Source organism: Roseovarius sp. D0-M9 (assembly GCF_037083805.1).
Lineage (GTDB): Bacteria > Pseudomonadota > Alphaproteobacteria > Rhodobacterales > Rhodobacteraceae > Roseovarius.
The window spans coordinates 35,574-52,220 of record NZ_JBAPKZ010000007.1; the positions used below are offsets into that span (position 1 = coordinate 35,574).

15 protein-coding genes are annotated in these 16,647 nt (G+C 59.9%); 4 read left to right on the forward strand and 11 right to left on the reverse strand.

Annotated features, from left to right (window positions below; all coding sequences use genetic code 11):
- Positions 1-3: 3 nt before the first annotated feature.
- The 7 genes from hisD to V8352_RS06695 all read right to left on the reverse strand — a co-directional run bounded on the left by hisD (position 4) and on the right by V8352_RS06695 (position 7,595).
- Entirely contained in the window at positions 4-1,326 is a 1,323-nt protein-coding gene (gene hisD / locus V8352_RS06665; protein WP_336423492.1) for a histidinol dehydrogenase, read from the reverse strand.
- A 291-nt stretch (positions 1,327-1,617) separates the two neighbouring features.
- The gene (locus tag V8352_RS06670) at positions 1,618-2,475 is read right to left on the reverse strand and encodes an isocitrate lyase/PEP mutase family protein (protein WP_336423493.1); all 858 of its coding nucleotides are present in this window, start codon (positions 2,473-2,475) and stop codon (positions 1,618-1,620) included.
- Between the two features lie 9 nt (positions 2,476-2,484).
- Positions 2,485-3,105, reverse strand: a complete 621-nt coding sequence (gene leuD, locus V8352_RS06675) for a 3-isopropylmalate dehydratase small subunit (RefSeq protein WP_336423494.1) — start codon at positions 3,103-3,105, stop codon at positions 2,485-2,487.
- A 9-nt stretch (positions 3,106-3,114) separates the two neighbouring features.
- Entirely contained in the window at positions 3,115-4,503 is a 1,389-nt protein-coding gene (gene leuC / locus V8352_RS06680) for a 3-isopropylmalate dehydratase large subunit (protein ID WP_442970976.1), read from the reverse strand.
- A gap of 16 nt (positions 4,504-4,519) precedes the next feature.
- Positions 4,520-6,034 (reverse strand): tripartite tricarboxylate transporter permease, encoded by a 1,515-nt coding sequence (locus V8352_RS06685; RefSeq protein ID WP_336423496.1) that lies wholly within the window; start codon positions 6,032-6,034, stop codon positions 4,520-4,522.
- Positions 6,035-6,040: 6 nt separating this feature from the next.
- Positions 6,041-6,523, reverse strand: a complete 483-nt coding sequence (locus V8352_RS06690; protein ID WP_336423497.1) for a tripartite tricarboxylate transporter TctB family protein — start codon at positions 6,521-6,523, stop codon at positions 6,041-6,043.
- A gap of 61 nt (positions 6,524-6,584) precedes the next feature.
- Positions 6,585-7,595 (reverse strand): Bug family tripartite tricarboxylate transporter substrate binding protein, encoded by a 1,011-nt coding sequence (locus V8352_RS06695; protein WP_336423498.1) that lies wholly within the window; start codon positions 7,593-7,595, stop codon positions 6,585-6,587.
- A 195-nt stretch (positions 7,596-7,790) separates the two neighbouring features.
- Between V8352_RS06695 and V8352_RS06700 the strand changes: the two genes are divergently transcribed.
- The 4 genes from V8352_RS06700 to V8352_RS06715 all read left to right on the forward strand — a co-directional run bounded on the left by V8352_RS06700 (position 7,791) and on the right by V8352_RS06715 (position 11,332).
- Positions 7,791-8,468, forward strand: coding sequence for a GntR family transcriptional regulator (locus tag V8352_RS06700; RefSeq protein ID WP_336423499.1), 678 nt, complete (start codon positions 7,791-7,793; stop codon positions 8,466-8,468).
- A complete protein-coding gene (locus V8352_RS06705; RefSeq protein WP_336423500.1) occupies positions 8,428-9,345 on the forward strand; it encodes an isocitrate lyase/PEP mutase family protein in 918 nt (305 codons plus the stop codon). The genes V8352_RS06700 and V8352_RS06705 overlap by 41 nt, the downstream gene beginning before the upstream one ends.
- 26 nt (positions 9,346-9,371) lie before the next feature.
- On the forward strand, positions 9,372-10,310 hold the full coding sequence (locus tag V8352_RS06710; RefSeq protein ID WP_336423501.1) for a 3-hydroxyacyl-CoA dehydrogenase NAD-binding domain-containing protein: 939 nt from the start codon (positions 9,372-9,374) through the stop codon (positions 10,308-10,310).
- Positions 10,311-10,555: 245 nt separating this feature from the next.
- A complete protein-coding gene (locus V8352_RS06715; RefSeq protein ID WP_336423502.1) occupies positions 10,556-11,332 on the forward strand; it encodes an SDR family oxidoreductase in 777 nt (258 codons plus the stop codon).
- 163 nt (positions 11,333-11,495) lie between these two features.
- On the opposite strand, the gene V8352_RS06720 is transcribed toward V8352_RS06715, so the two are convergent.
- The 4 genes from V8352_RS06720 to V8352_RS06735 form a co-directional block, all read right to left on the reverse strand.
- Complete coding sequence (locus V8352_RS06720) at positions 11,496-13,118, reverse strand: ABC transporter ATP-binding protein (protein WP_336423503.1); 1,623 nt, start codon at positions 13,116-13,118, stop codon at positions 11,496-11,498.
- Positions 13,115-13,954 carry an ABC transporter permease gene (locus V8352_RS06725; protein ID WP_336423504.1) on the reverse strand — a complete coding sequence of 280 codons (840 nt, stop codon included), beginning with the start codon at positions 13,952-13,954 and terminating at the stop codon, positions 13,115-13,117. The genes V8352_RS06720 and V8352_RS06725 overlap by 4 nt, the downstream gene beginning before the upstream one ends.
- Entirely contained in the window at positions 13,951-14,922 is a 972-nt protein-coding gene (locus tag V8352_RS06730; RefSeq protein ID WP_336423505.1) for an ABC transporter permease, read from the reverse strand. The genes V8352_RS06725 and V8352_RS06730 overlap by 4 nt, the downstream gene beginning before the upstream one ends.
- Before the next feature lie 78 nt (positions 14,923-15,000).
- Positions 15,001-16,578 (reverse strand): ABC transporter substrate-binding protein, encoded by a 1,578-nt coding sequence (locus tag V8352_RS06735; RefSeq protein ID WP_336423506.1) that lies wholly within the window; start codon positions 16,576-16,578, stop codon positions 15,001-15,003.
- Positions 16,579-16,647: the final 69 nt, after the last annotated feature.

The following is a 16,647-nucleotide window of genomic DNA, read 5'->3' on the forward strand; positions in this document are numbered from 1 at the left end:
CGGTCATTCGCGCACGAGGGGCGCGCCTTCGCCATAGGGGACGTTGATCCCGCCATAGCGGCGCACGCGGATGTTGCACTGCTCGGCATGGCCGACAAAGCCCTCCAGCATGCACAGGCGCGACCCATAAGCGCCGACCCTGGCCGCCGCCTCATCAGTGGTAACGCGCTGGTAGCTGTGGGTTTTCAGAAACTTGCCGACCCAGAGACCGCCCGTATAGCGACCCGCCTTCTTTGTCGGCAGGGTGTGGTTCGTGCCAATCACCTTGTCGCCATTGGCCACGTTGGTGCGGGGCCCGAGGAAAAGCGCCCCGTAGCTGTGCATATGCTCCAGAAACCAGTCGTCGCGGTCCGTCATCACCTGCACATGCTCGCTCGCGATGTCATTCGCGACCTCCAGCATCTCGTCGTAGGTGTCGCAGACGATCATTTCGCCATAGTCGCGCCACGAGGCACTTGCCGTCTCGGCGGTGGGCAGGATCTGAAGCAGGCGGTCGATCTCTGCCAATGTCGCATCGGCCAGCTTGGGCGAATTTGTGACCATGACCGCGGGCGAATTATAGCCATGCTCGGCCTGACCCAGAAGGTCAGTGGCACACATCTCGGCGTCCACCGTTTCGTCGGCAATCACCATTGTCTCGGTCGGCCCGGCAAAGAGGTCGATGCCGACGCGGCCATAAAGCTGGCGCTTGGCCTCGGCGACAAAGGCGTTGCCGGGACCGACCAGCATGTGCACGGGGTCAATCGTCTGGGTCCCCAGCGCCATGGCGCCGACAGCCTGCATGCCGCCCAGCACATAGATTTCATGCGCCCCGCCCATATGCTGCGCGGCGACGATGGCGGGGTGCGGCGCCCCCTTGACCGGCGGCGCGGCCGACACGATGCGCGGCACGCCCGCGACCGACGCGGTCAACACTGACATGTGGGCGCTTGCAACCATGGGAAACTTGCCACCCGGCACGTAGCAGCCGACGGATTGCACCGGGATGTTCTTGTGACCCAGAATGACGCCGGGCATCGTCTCGACCTCGATATCGGTCATCGACGCGCGCTGTGCCTCGGCAAACCTGCGGATCTGCTTCTGCGCAAACTTTATGTCGTCCATCTCCTGCGCGGTCACTTTTTGCATCGCCGCTTCGATCTGGCTGGGCGTCAGGCGGAAATCATCGGGTGCGTAGCCGTCGAACTTCTCGCTCAATTCGCGAATAGCTTCATCGCCGCGCGCCTCAATATCGGCCAATGTGCTCTCGACAATGCCGCGCACCTTTGCGTCATCCTCGCTGCGCTCCGCCTCGGATTTGCCGCGCTTGAGATATCTAATCGTCATCTTCATCTCCATTCGAAAAACATCTGACTTCGGCCAGACCCGAACCAAGCTCACGTCAAGCGCAAGGCCAGATCCGCAAAGGCAATTGGCTGGCCATCAAGGCGGAGGCCCGATATCCTCTGTATGTCCCAGCCCGGATCACGGTTTGCCGCCGCAGGCTGGGACACAGACTTTCCCAAGCTTTTCCCACATCAAAACGCAGATGCCCAACTCCAAATCGGGGGCGTTTCAAAAAAGCCGCTTACCACAAGCGCTCGAGTCCGAACTCCCGGAGACGGGGCGATACGGTTTTCAATCCTCCGCATATTTTTTGTCGAATTCCCAAACATCTGGAAATCCGATCAGTTTGTTGAACTCCTCAAAGGAGTAAAGCGGCGAACGCTCGGTCGTTCTGCCATTCTCTAGCAGGTCTGCGTAGACGTTTTCCAGTGCCGCGCCAGCCGCTAGAAAACCTGCCCCCGGAAAGATGGCGATGTTGTAGCCCATTTCCTCCAGACCGGCCTTGGACAGGATCGGGGTCTTGCCACCCTCCACCATGTTGGCCAGCGTCGGAGCGTCAATCTCGGCATTGACCCGGCGCATCTCATCTTCCGATTCAACGCTTTCGACGAAAACGACATCAGCTCCGGCCTCCTTGAACGCTTTGCCCCGGCGGATCGCCTCATCCAATCCCAGCGCAGTGCGGGCGTCAGTACGTGCGATGACCAAGAAGTCATCTGAACTGCGGCTGTCGCAAGCGACCTCGATCTTGCGCAACATCTCGTCGAGCGGCACGACCTTGCGGTTCGGAGTGTGGCCACATTTCTTGGGGAACTGCTGATCCTCCAGCTGGATGGCGGCAACCCCTGCCTGCTCGTAGCCTTTCACCGTGTGGGCCACATTGAGCAGCCCTCCATACCCGGTATCAGCGTCTGCAATCAGCGGCGTCTTGGTCATCATCGCGATGCGGCCTGCCCGCTCGACCATATCACGGTACGTGGCGATCCCTGCATCCGGCAGTCCAAGATAGCTTGCGACCGTGCCGTATCCGGTCATGTATAACGCCTGAAATCCCATCCAATCGGCCATGAGCGCCGAGATCAGATCATAAACACCTGGGGCGAGGACGAATTCGCCATCCGTCAGCATCTGTTTGAGCGTCTTGGTCATCTTTTTTCCTTATAGTTGATGGGGTCCGGCCAGCCAGGGGCGTGACTGCCTATGCTGACTTTCAAAGGTTTCGATCTTGGACAGGCTGCGCAATGTATCGGATGTCTCCGACAATCCATTGAGCAGGCATTCCTTGCGATATGGATCTATCTCGAACGTATAGGAGAGATTGCCGCAAACCACCGTTTGCGCGTCCAGATCCACGGAGATTTCAGTACCCGGATTGCCGCTCAGCGTGGTGCAGAGCTGGTCTACCGTCGCCTGCGGTGTCGGGATCACCAGCAGCCCATTCTGAAGCGAATTTCCATGAAAGATATCGGCAAAACTGGGCGCGATCACCACCCGGAAGCCATAGTCGGCCAGCGCCCAGACGGCATGTTCCCGCGACGACCCGCAGCCGAAGTTGTCGCCAGCAACTAGGATCGAGGCGGTATCGAAAGGCGACTGATTCAGGACAAAATCCGGGGCTGCCGTGCCGTCAGACTCATAGCGCAGATCGGAGAACAGCGCATCGGCAAAGCCATCCTTGCGCGCGCGAAAGAGGTAGCGGGCCGGCACGATCAGGTCAGTGTTGATATTGGACTTCGGCAGCGGCGCCGCGACGCCTCGGTGGGACTTGAAAGGTTGCATGAGGCCTCCTCAGAGCTTGCGGACATCAGCGAGATGGCCGATGACGGCCGCCGCGGCGGCCATGGAAGGGCTGACCAGATGTGTCCGGCTGCCGCGGCCCTGCCGGCCTTCGAAGTTGCGGTTCGAAGACGAGGCGCAGCGCTCGCCCGGTGGCACCAGGTCGCCGTTCATGGCGACACACATGGAGCAACCCGGATCGGTCCACTCGAAACCAGCCTCGGTAAAGATGCGGTCGATCCCTTCTGCCTCGGCTTGAGCCTTCACCTGGCCGGAGCCGGGCGTGACAAAGGCCGGCACCTGCGCCTTGCGACCCTTTGCGATGGCGGCGGCGGCACGCAGATCCTCGATGCGGCCGTTCGTGCAGGAGCCGATGAATGCGCGGTCGATCGAAATGTCTGTCAGCTGCATTCCCGCAGTCAGTCCCATGTATTCGAGGGCGTGGGAAATCCGTTTCCGTTCGTCATCGGTGTCCGCGATGGACGGGTCGGGAACTGTGCCAGTGATTGGCAACACGTCCATAGGGGAGGTGCCCCACGTGACCATCGGCGCGACCTCGTCGGAATGCATCGAGACCTCTTGGTCGAAAACGGCATCATCATCGCTGACCAATGTGCGCCAATGCGCGACGGCTTGGTTCCATGCCGCGCCCTTGGGGGCGTAGTCGCGACCCTCGATGTAGGAGAATGTGGTCTCGTCCGGGGCGATCATGCCTGTGCGCGCGCCCGCTTCGATGGTCATGTTGCACACCGTCAGGCGACCCTCCATCGACAGTCCGCGAATGGCGGATCCGGCATATTCGATCACATGGCCGGTGCCGCCACCGGCACCGATCTTGCCGATGAGTGCGAGTATCAGGTCCTTGGCCGTCACGTTCGGGCCCAATGTGCCGTCGATTGTGACCCGCATCTGCTTGGGTTTGCGCTGCCAGATTGTTTGCGTTGCCAGAACGTGGGCGATTTCGGATGCACCAATACCAAATGCCAAAGCGCCGAGGGCGCCGTGGGTGGCGGTATGGCTATCACCGCAGACCAAAACGCACCCCGGCAAAGTGATGCCAAGCTCTGGCCCCGCGACGTGCACGATGCCTTGTTTGCGCGCGCCCGGGCCGAAACTGTCAAAGCCCCAACGCCTCGACTCGGCAGCCAGCCGGTCCACCATCTGATCGAATCTCGGTTTGCGCTGCGCTGCGGAATTGCCGGTTGCGACATAGTGATCGGCAAGGCCAAAAGTCAGGTCAGGGCGGCGCAAGGCATGACCTTCCTCCTCCATCTTGTCAAAGCCTTGCGAGGTGGCGTCATGGACAATGTGGCGGTCCACGAACAGAAGTGTTGCGCCATCGGGGCGCTCCATCACGCTGTTCGCGGTCCAGATCTTCTCGAAAAGTGTGGTGCCCATCAGACCTCTCCGTTCATGTTCATTTTTTCTCGATCTGCTTCACCAGGCGTGCGTTCAGGCGCCGCATCGCAAGCGGCGTCAGGACCGCAAGAACGAGGAGAACCAGAAGCGTGAGCGAAATCGGGCGCTCAATGAAAATGCCCAGATCGCCACGTGACAGCTGCCATGTGCGCAGCAGGTTTCCCTCCATCATGCTGCCAAGCAGGATGCCGATGACCATGGCCACAGCCGGATAGTTGTAATGCTTCATGATCAGCCCGAGGATAGCGGCCGCAGTCAGTGTGATTGGGCCGACCATGGTCCCCGAAAGTGCGTAGGATCCCAGAACGGTCAGAATGGTGATTGCCGGAAGCAGGTAGCGCAAAGGCACCTTTACGATGGTCACTGCGACACGCAGGAACAGAATGCCGACCGCCGCCAGCATCAGCGCCTGGATCAGGTTCCCGCCGATGATGGCATAGACGATGTCTTTGTTGTCCGAAATGAACCGCGGCCCGCCGGTCACATTGTGCATGGCAAATGCCCCAAGCATGATAGCCGTGCCCGCGCCGCCGGGAATGCCCAACGCGAGCAGCGCGACCATTGAGCCGCCTTCCGACGAGGAGTTTGCGGATTCCGCCGCAATCACGCCGTCGGGGTTGCCAGTACCAAAGCTATCTGGATCCTTGGATACACTGCGCGCGAAGGAGTAGGACACGAGGTTCGCCACGGTCGAACCCACGCCAGGAACTGTCCCGACAAAAGCCCCGATGAGACCGCCACGGAAAATCATCCCCCACCTTTTGAATGCTCCGAAAAATCCTTTGGCTATCAGCGATAGCTTTACCTGCCTGGCCGAGGCGTCTGCGACGATGTAATCCTTGCGAGCGAGGCCAAACAACTCGGACGCTGCGAAAAGGCCGATGATGGCGGCGGTCGTGGAAATGCCATCAAGCATATACATCGAGCCCATTGTTCCGCGCATTACACCCGACGAACTCATGCCCATCGTGCCGAGCATCAAGCCGACAGCGCCGGCAAGGATACCCCGCCAGAAGTATTTTCCTGACAGCGCGGCGATGAGAAGCAAGCCCGCGACAGCAATCAAGAATAGCTCCGGTGCCCCAAGTTGCAGCACGAAGCGCGAAATGGGCTCCAGCAATATGAAGAGAAGCGTGTAGCCTATCACTGTCCCAACCGTGGAGGCGGCAAGGGCAAGGCCAAGCGCTTCGTTATGTCGGCCCTGCCGCGCCATGGGGTATCCATCGAAACAGGTGGCGATTGCCGCCGTCGTTCCGGGCACGTTCATCAGGATCGCCGGCACCGAGCCACCAAAGCCGCCCCCGGTGAAAATTGCGGTCAAGAACAGGATCGCCGACAGGAAATCCATGTAGAGCGTAAAGGGCAGAAAGACCGCCATCGCAATAGGCACGGACAGTCCCGGCAAGACGCCAAAGACGAGCCCGATGATCAGACCAATCGGCACGACGAACCAGGCGGAGGGCGTGCTGACAAGAAGCGAAATGGCGTCGCTGACGGCGTTCAGGTCAAACATGGGAGCTCACAGGAACAAGGTCGGGACTGGGATGGAAAGCACGTGTTCCAGCGCCCAGACCGGCAGCAATCCAAAGATCAGCGAGAATACGAGAACGGCGATCCAGTTGCGCGCGCCCTGCATCACCATGCTGGCCGCAATGAACACGACCGTTGCCACGTCAAAGCCAATGAATGGCATTGCGATAACGTATACCGCCATGCCGACGGACGCGCCGAACGTTCCATAGCGTTGCTGAAAAGTGTCCCTTGGCTCATCGTCCGGGACGGCAACGTCAGTGCCGCGCATCATGCTTCGGATCACCGAAAAGGCGATCAGTACAACGAATACGAGGACGATCGCACTCGCAGGCGCTATCAACAGCATGTTCTGGATCTTGGATTGCGCGGCAAAAGCGTCGCGTGCATACCAGATCGCGTATGCAGCGAACCCGGCAAGCAAAAGCAGATGCCCGGCACCGCCTGTCAGATGTCGTTTCAGCTTGTCCATGTCACCCCCCCCGATGCCGGTCGCCGCGCATGGAGAGCGCGACGACCGGGCTTGACGTTGATCACTCGAGTTTGTCGACGTACTGCGAAAAGATCTTGTAGCTTTCGTTCAAGCTCTCTGTCGTCGCCTCGGGGCCCATCCATTCGCCACCGATCTGACCCTCTGCAATAAATTGCTTGAAGTCGTCGCGCTCCAGCATGCGCTTGTAGGCGTCGACCAGTTGCTGATAAGTCTCTGGGTGGTTTTCCTTGAAGGAGGTCTGCACGGTAAGGGTCCGCAGATCTGCGGCGAGTATCGGTATTTCGACATCGAATTCCGCCAGGACCTCGTTGATGTTGGGCGCGGCCCAGATGTCGTCCGGCTCTTCCTTGATGACAGCAAGCGCGCGCACGTCGTCGGCGATGACAGAAGACCCCAGACCCGAGATGACCGAGAACGTCACCTGATTTCCGGCCAGAGCTGTGCGCATCGGCGCGCCGCCGTCATAGCTGACGAAGGTGACCGCGTCGCTGGACAGGCCCAGACGCTCCAGCATGATCAGGGTGGCAAGATGGCCGCCGTCGCCGTTGATGATGGCCGAGCTGGCCTCGCCCGGATTGTCGATGATGAACTGGACGAGTTCTTCGCCGGTCTGGAAAGGCTGATCCTTGTTCACCAGAAAGACATAGTAGTCCTGCCATTGCCCGTTGATAAAACTGAAGTCCTCCCAGTCCAACGCGCCCTGATCCCGAAGGATGTTGGAAATCAGGTAGGGGTTGACTGGCGAGACCAGCGCGACAGACCCATCGTCCGGTTGTTGCTGAAACCAGGTGTGGCCAAGCGCGCCCGACCCGCCTGCACGGTTTACCACGGTCACCGGTACGCCAAGTTCTTCGGGCAGGTAGGACGAAATGGCGCGGGCCATGCGATCGGCAGATCCACCCGGGTTGAACGGAACAATGATGCTGAGTTTGCCGGGCTCATAGCTGTCCTGCGCAGCGGCCGGAACAGCCAGACCGATTAATGCAGCGCCCAGTGTCATTGCGCCGACGATGCTCTTGAAGCTCGCGCGGCGGCTTGGTTCCTTCGTCATGTCTTTCTCCCATTGAAAAATTTTCAAAAGCGGGAACCGACATGGTTCGGCCCTCCTCCCGCAGGAGAAAATTTATTGATCGTATACAATCAGTCAAGTAGTATCTTAATCGAGAGCGATTTTGCTCTATTTTGTATGCAATATGAGTAAGGTGTGATGGCGACAGCCAAGACAACAAGTCAAAAGACAGCTTCGGTGCGTGTGTATGAACAGGCCCGCAATCAGATTTCCGTCGGCGCTCACAAGGTCGGCGACCGGCTGACCGAAGGCGCCTTGGCCGAACAGTTCGGCGTATCGCGCACGCCGGTGCGCGAGGCGTTGCAGCGGCTTGCCAGCGAAGGCTTTGTCGAGCTTTCGCCCCATGCAGGTGCCTTGGTCAAAGGCTGGTCGCGGCGTGATGTGCGCGAGGTGTTCGAGATCCGCGCCCATCTGGAAAGCATGGCCGCCGGTCTGGCGGCGCGCCACGCGACCGCTCAGGATGTGGCGCTGCTGCAATCCTTGTGCGACACGATGAAACAGTTGTCGCAAGCGCCGACGCGCGACGTTCCGCAAATTTCGGAGAAGAACCGTGCCTTTCACGCCGAAATTCTGCGAATAGGCGGCAATCGGCGGATGGCGGGCATCGCGCTCAATCTGATGGATCTGGGCTTTCTGGTGCGCTCTTTCACCAAGTTCGACCAAAAGGATTTACTGCGAAGTTCTTCTGAGCATCAGAGCCTGGTCGAAGCCATTCGCCAAGGTGACGAACGATGGGCGGAAGCGGTCATGCGCAGCCACATCCTCGCCGCGGCGAGCATCTTTACCGGAACCTGCGAAGACGAGACGGAAGCCCATGCGGCGCTTTGGCCCGCAGAAGCGACAGCATCAAACTGAAAGGAAAGCCATGGCCAAGCCAAGCCTGAGGGCCGCACTCAGCGCAGGAGACTTCGTGTGCGCTCCCGGTATTCACGACATGATCACTGCTGTGATCGCCAATCATGTGGGCTTTGACTTCGTCTATTCGTCCGGCTTCTGGGGAACGGCCTCGGTGCAGGGCATCCCGGATGCCGGTATCACCACCTACTCCGAGATGTTGTCGCGTCTCCAAACGCTGTGCCGGACGTCAAACGCGGCCGTGATCGCAGATGCCGACACGGGATTCGGGGGTCTTCTCAACGTGCATCATACGGTGAAGGGATACGAAGAAGCCGGTGCCACCGCGATCCAGATAGAGGATCAAGAGTTTCCAAAGAAATGCGGCCATACCCCATACAAACGGGTCATCCCGGCGCACGAAATGGCCGACAAGATCCGCGTGGCTTGCGCCGCGCGCGAGAACCAGGCGGAAACGCTGATCATCGCACGCACGGATGCGCTTGCGGTCGAGGGCTTCGACAAGGCCGTAGAGCGCGGACTGATTTATCGCGACGCCGGTGCGGACGTCATTTTCCTCGAGGCACTTACGACTGAGGACGAGATGCGAACCGCTTGTGAGCGCATAGACGCACCGATGATGGCCAACATGGCCGACGGCGGCATAACGCCCATCCTGCCCGCCGCGACGCTCAAGGATTTCGGCTATGCCATGGCAATCTTTCCAGCGATCTCGGGCTTGGCCGCTGCCGCAGGCGTAGAACAGGCATTGCGGGTACTGAAAACCACGGGAACGTCGCAATCTCCTGACGTTGACCTCTTCGACTTTGGAACGTTCAACGAGTTGATCGGCTTCCCGGAAGTGTGGGAGTTTGAACGAAAATGGGCCGGAAAATAAGCGAAACTGATTGATGTGGATATGAAATGATTTTCGTCTGTATTGGATGCGGCACAGTGGGCCGCGCTTGGGCTATCGTTTTCGCCCGCTCTGGGCATACAGTCCGGCTCCATGATGCCAATCCCAGCTTTGTCAGGGATGTAGCCTTGCCTGCAATGAAAGCGACCCTGACCGACCTCGGCCTTGACGAACCGGTAGAGGACATCATGGGCCGTTTCGCGGTTTGTGACGACATCGCCACCGCGGTGTCGGGGGCCGATTGGGTGCAGGAAAGCATCCGTGAAGATCTCGCGCTCAAGAAGGCTGTAATCGTCGAAATTGCAGCGACTGCGCCGCGTGATGCAATCATCGCCTCCTCGACCTCGGCATTGCCGGGATCGCTCTTTCTGAGCGACATTCCCTATCCCGAGCGCGCGTTGGTCGCGCATCCAGTCAATCCGCCGTCCCATATTCCACTCGTGGAACTGTGCGGCACCGGGTTGACCTCGGACGATACGCGCGCACGCGCGAGGGAAGTGATGACCGCATTGGGGCAGGACCCGATCATGGTGAACAAGGAGATCGACGGCTTCATCCTCAACCGATTGCAATACGTCATGTTCGCCGAGGCGATGCACCTGGTCGGAGAGGGCTATTGCTCGGCCGAGGATGTTGACAAGGTGATGACGAGTGGTCTGGCGCTCAGGTGGGCGTCGATCGGTCCCTTCATGACGGCTCACCTGAACGCGGCGCAGGGATTTGCCGGGTTTGTCGACCAACTCGAGCCGATGATGAAGAAAATGGGCACGGATGCTGTCACTGACTACGATTGGGGCGCGGAATTGGTGGAGAAGATACACGCGAAGATGGAAGCACTGGTGCCGGTCGAGAATATTCCCGAGGCGCAGCGCTGGCGCGATCGCAAGATCCTCGCCACCCGCGCGTCTCAGGAGCCGGTGAACAGCGTCCGTGCGACCCCTCGGTAGAGTTTCATGTCCGCCATTACCCTGGGCCATCAGGATCCGCCGGGTTCAATCGTGCGGCGATGCAGGACCGAACAACAGCACCGGGGCGATTCGTGAATTTACCCTCTGTCTAAGGCTCGAATTACAAAGCACCAACAGACGTGGCAGCTTGACCAACACCCGCCGCCAACCAAGCTTCGCGCAGATAACTGGACCCCAAAATACCCCAGCACGATGCGCCGGAAGCATCCGAAAAGGATAAGACCATGGCCGCAAAACCGCGCCGTATCGCCATCGTAACCGGTGCAAGCAGGGGCTTGGGCCGCGCCATAGCGCTGGCTCTGGCGGAAGATGGGTGTGCCCTAGTTCTTGCGGCGCGCGACGCAAAGGCGCTGGCAGAGGTGGCGGCAGAGGCGGACAAGCGCGGCGCCGCAGGTAGTCTGGTGCTTTCTACTGACCTCAGCCTTCCCGGCTCACCCAGTGCCGTCATCGACCAAGCCATTAAATCCTTTGGACGCATCGACATCCTGATCAACAACGCCGGTGACACCCAACGTGGGGATTTTCTGGATCTTGAGGATGATCTGCACCTGTCAGGATTTGCGCTGAAGTATCACGCCACAGTGCGCATGTGTCGCGCGGCATGGACCTATCTCGAAGAAAGCGGTGGGTGCATTGTCAACATCGCCGGCATCGGCGCGCAGACGCCGGACGCGCAATTCAGCATCGGCGGTCCGGTGAACTCGGCGTTGATAAATTTCTCCAAGGCAGTTTCCAAACGCAGTGGCGCGCCACGCGTGAACGTCGTTTGTCCCGGAAATATCGAGACCGACCGGCTATCGCGGCGTATCGAAACCTATGCGGATCAAAACGGTCTGTCCCGTGAGGACGCATCGCGCCAGATGCGCGACAATCTGGATATTGACGCATATGGGAAGCCCGAGGATGTCGCGTCCATGGTGCGCTATCTTTGCTCACCTGATGCCAGTTACATCACCGGCGCCAACTTCATTGTAGATGGCGGTGCGACGCAAGGTATCTGACCCAAGCACCTTTTTTGAAACCGATTTGCGGCAAGTCGCTAAGGTTCGCTGAGGACCGGCATGGGCCACTCCCGGTGCGTTGCAATACGGGCTGAATAATACGGCGCCGCCTCCAAAAAAAACCAAATGGATGGGCTGCCTGCCGCTGTCGCAGCGCAAGGGGCTATGCGGTGCCCTCCAGAGCGCGCTCGTAGTCCTTCCCCGGAATCGCATCCAAAAGGGACTGAGTGTACTCGTTATCCGGGTTGTGCAGCACCTTGCCCGCCGGACCAGCCTCGACGATGCGGCCCTTTTGCATGACGATAATCCGATCGCAGACGCGCGCCGCAACGCGAAGGTCATGCGTGATGAACAGCATCGACAGATCCAGACGCGTCTTGAGATCGGCCAGAAGGTCCAGCACCTGCGCCTGGATCGACACGTCCAGCGCCGACACGGCCTCGTCCGCGATGATGATCCGAGGGTCCAGCGCCAGCGCGCGTGCGATACCGATACGCTGGCGCTGACCGCCGGAAAACTCATGTGGGAAGCGCCTTAGGGCAGAGGCATCAAGACCGACAAGATCAAGGAGTTCGCGGGCGCGGGCCATTGCCTCAGCCTTGGGCGTGCCGTACGCGATCAACCCTTCGGTCAGGATGCGCGAGACACGGGCGCGTGGATTAAGGGATGAAAACGGATCCTGAAAGATCATCTGCAACTTGCGCCGCTGGTCGCGCAGCTCTGCGCCCGACATATGGGCAATATCGGCACCATCTACCATGACACGGCCACTGTCAGGATCGAGCAGACGCACAAGGCAGCGCCCGACCGTCGACTTGCCCGAGCCGCTTTCGCCCACGATGCCGATCGTCTCGCCTGCATAAAGCTGAAAATTGACATCCTGCACAGCCTTGACCACGCGCCGCTTGCCAAACAACATACCGGATCCCGTCGAGAAGGTCTTGTTCAAGCCCTCGACTGTCAGGATCGGATCGCGCGTTTGCTCGGCGCCCTCGGCGTGCTGGGTCAGGCGCGGGATCGCGTCAATCAGCGCGCGCGTGTAAGGGTGCTGCGGCCTCAGCAGCACCTCGTCGGCAGTGCCGGCCTCGACGATCTTGCCGGTCTGCATGACGATCACGCGGTCGGCAATATCGGCCACAACACCGAAATCATGGGTGATGAAGATCACCGCCATGCCACGCGATTTGCGCAAATTCTCAATCAGCTTGAGGATCTGCGCCTGCGTCGTCACATCGAGTGCTGTCGTCGGCTCATCCGCGATCAGGATGTCAGGCTCCAGCGCCAATGCCATCGCGATCATCACGCGCTGGCGCTGACCGCCCGACAGCTGAAAGGGATAGGCGCGGATGGCGGAGTCGGGGTCAGGAATGCCGACCTCGCCCAAGAGCTCGAGCGCGCGCGCCCGCCGCTCGGGGCCGCTCAGCGCGCCATGCGCCTCGAACACTTCGGCAATCTGCGCGCCGACACGCATCAGCGGATTGAGCGCGCTCAGAGGCTCCTGGAAGATCATCGAGATGCGGCTGCCGCGCAGCTTCAGCATCTCTTTCTCAGGCAGTCCGAGTATCTCGCGCCCGTCAAAGGTGATGGTGCCGCCCGCAGGCTCGACCCCTTGGGGCAAGAGGCCCATGACGGCGTTGGCCGACATGGATTTCCCCGAGCCAGACTCGCCTACGATGCAGAGGATCTCGCCGGGGGCGAGGTCGAAATTGATCTCTTGCGCCGCATACATGCGGTCGGCCCCGACAGGCAACGCGATGGCAAGGTCACGGATTTGCAAAAGGCTCATTCGGATTTCCTCGTCAGGCGCGGGTTGAGCGCATCGTTCAGGCCCTCGCCGATCAGGTTCAGCGCGAGCACGGTCAGCAGGATCGCCATGCCCGGCAAAAAGGACAGCCACCATGCGGTGCGGATCACGGTGCGCGCCGCGCCGATCATGTAACCCCATGACATGATGTTGGGATCGCCAAGCCCAAGGAATGACAGCGAGCTTTCCAGCAGGATCGCCTGCGCCACCATCAGCGAGGCCAGCACGATGATGGGCGGCAGCGCATTAGGCAGGACATGGCGCAGGATGATCTGCGTATTGCCCAGACCCGACAGGGTCGCCGCCTCGACGAACTCGCGCGTCCTGAGGCTCAGGACTTCGCCGCGGACCAGACGCGCGACGGGCGGCCAACTGACCACCGCGATGGCGATGATGACAAAGGTCAGACTGGGCTGGAAGATCGCCAGAAGCACGATGGCAAGCGCGAAGCTGGGGATGGTCTGAAAGAACTCGGTAAAGCGCATCAGCGCATCATCCGTGCGTCCCGCGAAATAACCGGCAAGCGCGCCCACGGGCACGCCGATCGCAAGTGCCACGATGGTCGACACAAGGCCGACCAGAAGGCTGACATAGGCGCCATGAAAAAGCCCGCTCAGCACATCACGCCCCACCGCATCGGTGCCCAGTGGCAGACCATCCTGCACAAAGGGCGCCAGAAACGGACGCTGGACCATCTTCCATGGGCTTTGCGGAAAGATGATGGGCGCGAGGATGGCCGCGAGCACCACGAGTATCAGGATCACGAGGCCAATGACGGCGCCGCGGTTATAGCAAAAGCGTTTCCAGAAATCCTTCATGATGTCAGCCTTATGCGCGGGTCGATAATCACGTAAACGACATCGGTGATGAGATTGAACAGCAGCACCATCGCCGCCGAGATGTAGAAGACCCCAAGGATCACGTTGTAATCACGCTGGTTGATCGCCTCGAACATCAGGCGGCCGATACCCGGCCATGCAAAGACCGTCTCGGTCAGGATCGCACCGCCAAAGACCTGCCCCGCCTGAAGGCCCGCCAATGTGATGACCGGCAGCAGGGCATTGCGCAGGATATGGCGCCGCTGGATCACGCTGCGCTTGAGACCCTTGGCACGGGCGGTTTTCACGAAATCGAGGCGGCTGACCTCAAGCATCGAAGCGCGGGTCATGCGCATGTAGATCGCCATGAAAAAGAGGCCCAGCGTCGAGGCGGGCAGCACCAGATGCTTGGCCACGTCCAGAACATGCGCCATGCCCGTATAGCCCGCGCCGATGGTCGAATAGCCAAAGCCAGGGAGCCAGCCCAGCCAGACGGAAAACACCAGCGCGGCCATCAGCGCCACCCAGAAAAGAGGCGTCGCGTAAAAGAGCAGCGCGAGGGTGGAGATCACAGTATCGCCCCAGCTGCCCTGACGGGCCGAGGCGGCGACGCCCGCAATGACGCCCAAAACCAGCGACAGGACGAATGCAACGCCGGTCAGCAAAAGGGTCGCAGGCAGGCGGTCACCGATCAGTTCGGCCACCGGCATCTGCTGGCGAAAGGAATATCCAAGGTCCAGCTGAACGGCGCCCTTGATGTAGATCCACAGCTGAACATACAGCGGCTGATCAAGGCCAAAGCGCTCGCGCAAGTCAGCGAGGAATTTCTCGTCGGCGGCCCCCGCCTCGCCAGCCATGACAGCGGCAGGATCGCCGGGCGCGGCGTGGATCAGAAAGAAGTTGAAGACAAGGATGGCCAGCAGGATGAACACCGCCTTGACCAGCCTGCCCAGGATGAAACGTGTCACTGGCTCTGCCCTGTTTTCTGGAGTGTTTTTAAGTGGATCCGGGACGCATCAGCGCCCCGGACCGATAGGCGGATGCCCTTACTCTTCAGCAATCCAGACATCACGGAAGCCATCATTCACGCCAAAGGCAGTGTTGACGGGGTTCTTGATGTTGCAGCGGTAGATCGTTGGAAAGCCCAGCTCCAGCAGCCAGATGTTCGCAACATCCGAAACGATCTGATCCTGGATCTTCTTGTAGGCCTCCTCGCGATCTGCAGGATCGGCCATCAAAGCGGCCTCGTTCCACATCTCGTCAACCTCGGCGTTCTGGTAGTTGGCGACGTTGTTCCAGGGCGAGCCGGGCTCGGCGTTGTCGCCAAGATACGTGCGCGAGACGCCCAGGGCAGGATCGCCATACTGGTACAGGTAGGTGAAGGCCAGATCGAAGTCCCGATCGGCAACCTTCTGGTTCCAGCCGGCGACATCGGCGGGCACCAACTCGGCATCCATGCCGATTTCCGCCAGGTTCTGCTTGACCGCTTCGGCCCAGCGCGTCCACGTCTCGCCATACGGCAGGGCAAGGATGCGGATGGTCTCGCCATCATAGCTCGAGTCTTCCAGCAGTTGCTTGGCCTTTTCGGGATCATAGCCGATGTCCGGCGTGTCACCCGAATAAAAGCGCGTCGAGGACGAAACCGGACCGGTGGCGACTTTACCCAGATCGTTCCAAAGCGCGGTCTTGGCGAAATCGCGGTCCATCGCGTGCATGATCGCCTTGCGGACGTTCAGATCATCCAGAGGCTCGTTGTCCAGGTTGACCCACATCCATGACAGCGGCCCGAAATACTCCCAACCCTTGTCGGTGATGCATGTATTCTCCATGTCGCGAATACGCGGCACTTCGAAGTTCTCGATCGAGCCACCGGGCAACACATCGACCTTGCCGGTCTCATATGCCACCGCCCGCGATGCCGCGTCGGGGATCACGTGATAATAGACCTCATCCACATAGGGCTTGCCCTCCATGTAGTAGTCTTCGTTCTTGACCAGATGGATGTAGCTGCCCTTGACCCACTCTTCGAACTTGAAGGGGCCGGTGCCGATGGGGGTGTTGTTCGCCTCGTTGGAAGCGAAATCCGTGCCCTCATAGATATGCTTGGGAATCATCGGCGCGGTCCCGGTCTCGAAGATGCCGATGAAAGGGCCGAATGGCTGCTTGAGGTTGAAGACGATCGTGTGATCGTCGGGCGTCTCGATGCTCTCGACATGGGTCAGATAGGTCCGCATCCGTGAATGCGTCTCACGCAGGAATACGTCGATCGAAAACTTCGCGTCCTCGGACGTGAACTCCTCGCCGTCATGGAACACGACCCCCTCACGCAGTTTGAACGTGTAGGTCAGACCGTCCTCTGAAATGTCCCATGATTCGGCCAGTTGGCCCTCGGGCTTCAGGTCGGAATCATAGCGCAGAAAGCTCTCATAGATATCGCCCGCCACCATCTGGGTCGGGCCATTCTGGAGCAGGCCGATCATCAGGCCCGGCGGTTCAGGCTGAATGACGACGTTCAGCGTGCCGCCCGCCTGAGGCTCGCCATCCTGGGCGGCCAGAGGGCCAGCCAAGGAGCCGGTCAGCGCCAGCGCCACGGCGGCAGCAGCGAATTTGAAAGGTCGAAGCATTGTTTTTATTCCCCGTTGTTGTTGTCGTTTCGTTTTTTATGGATCCAGACTACCTAAAATCTGGCAGTT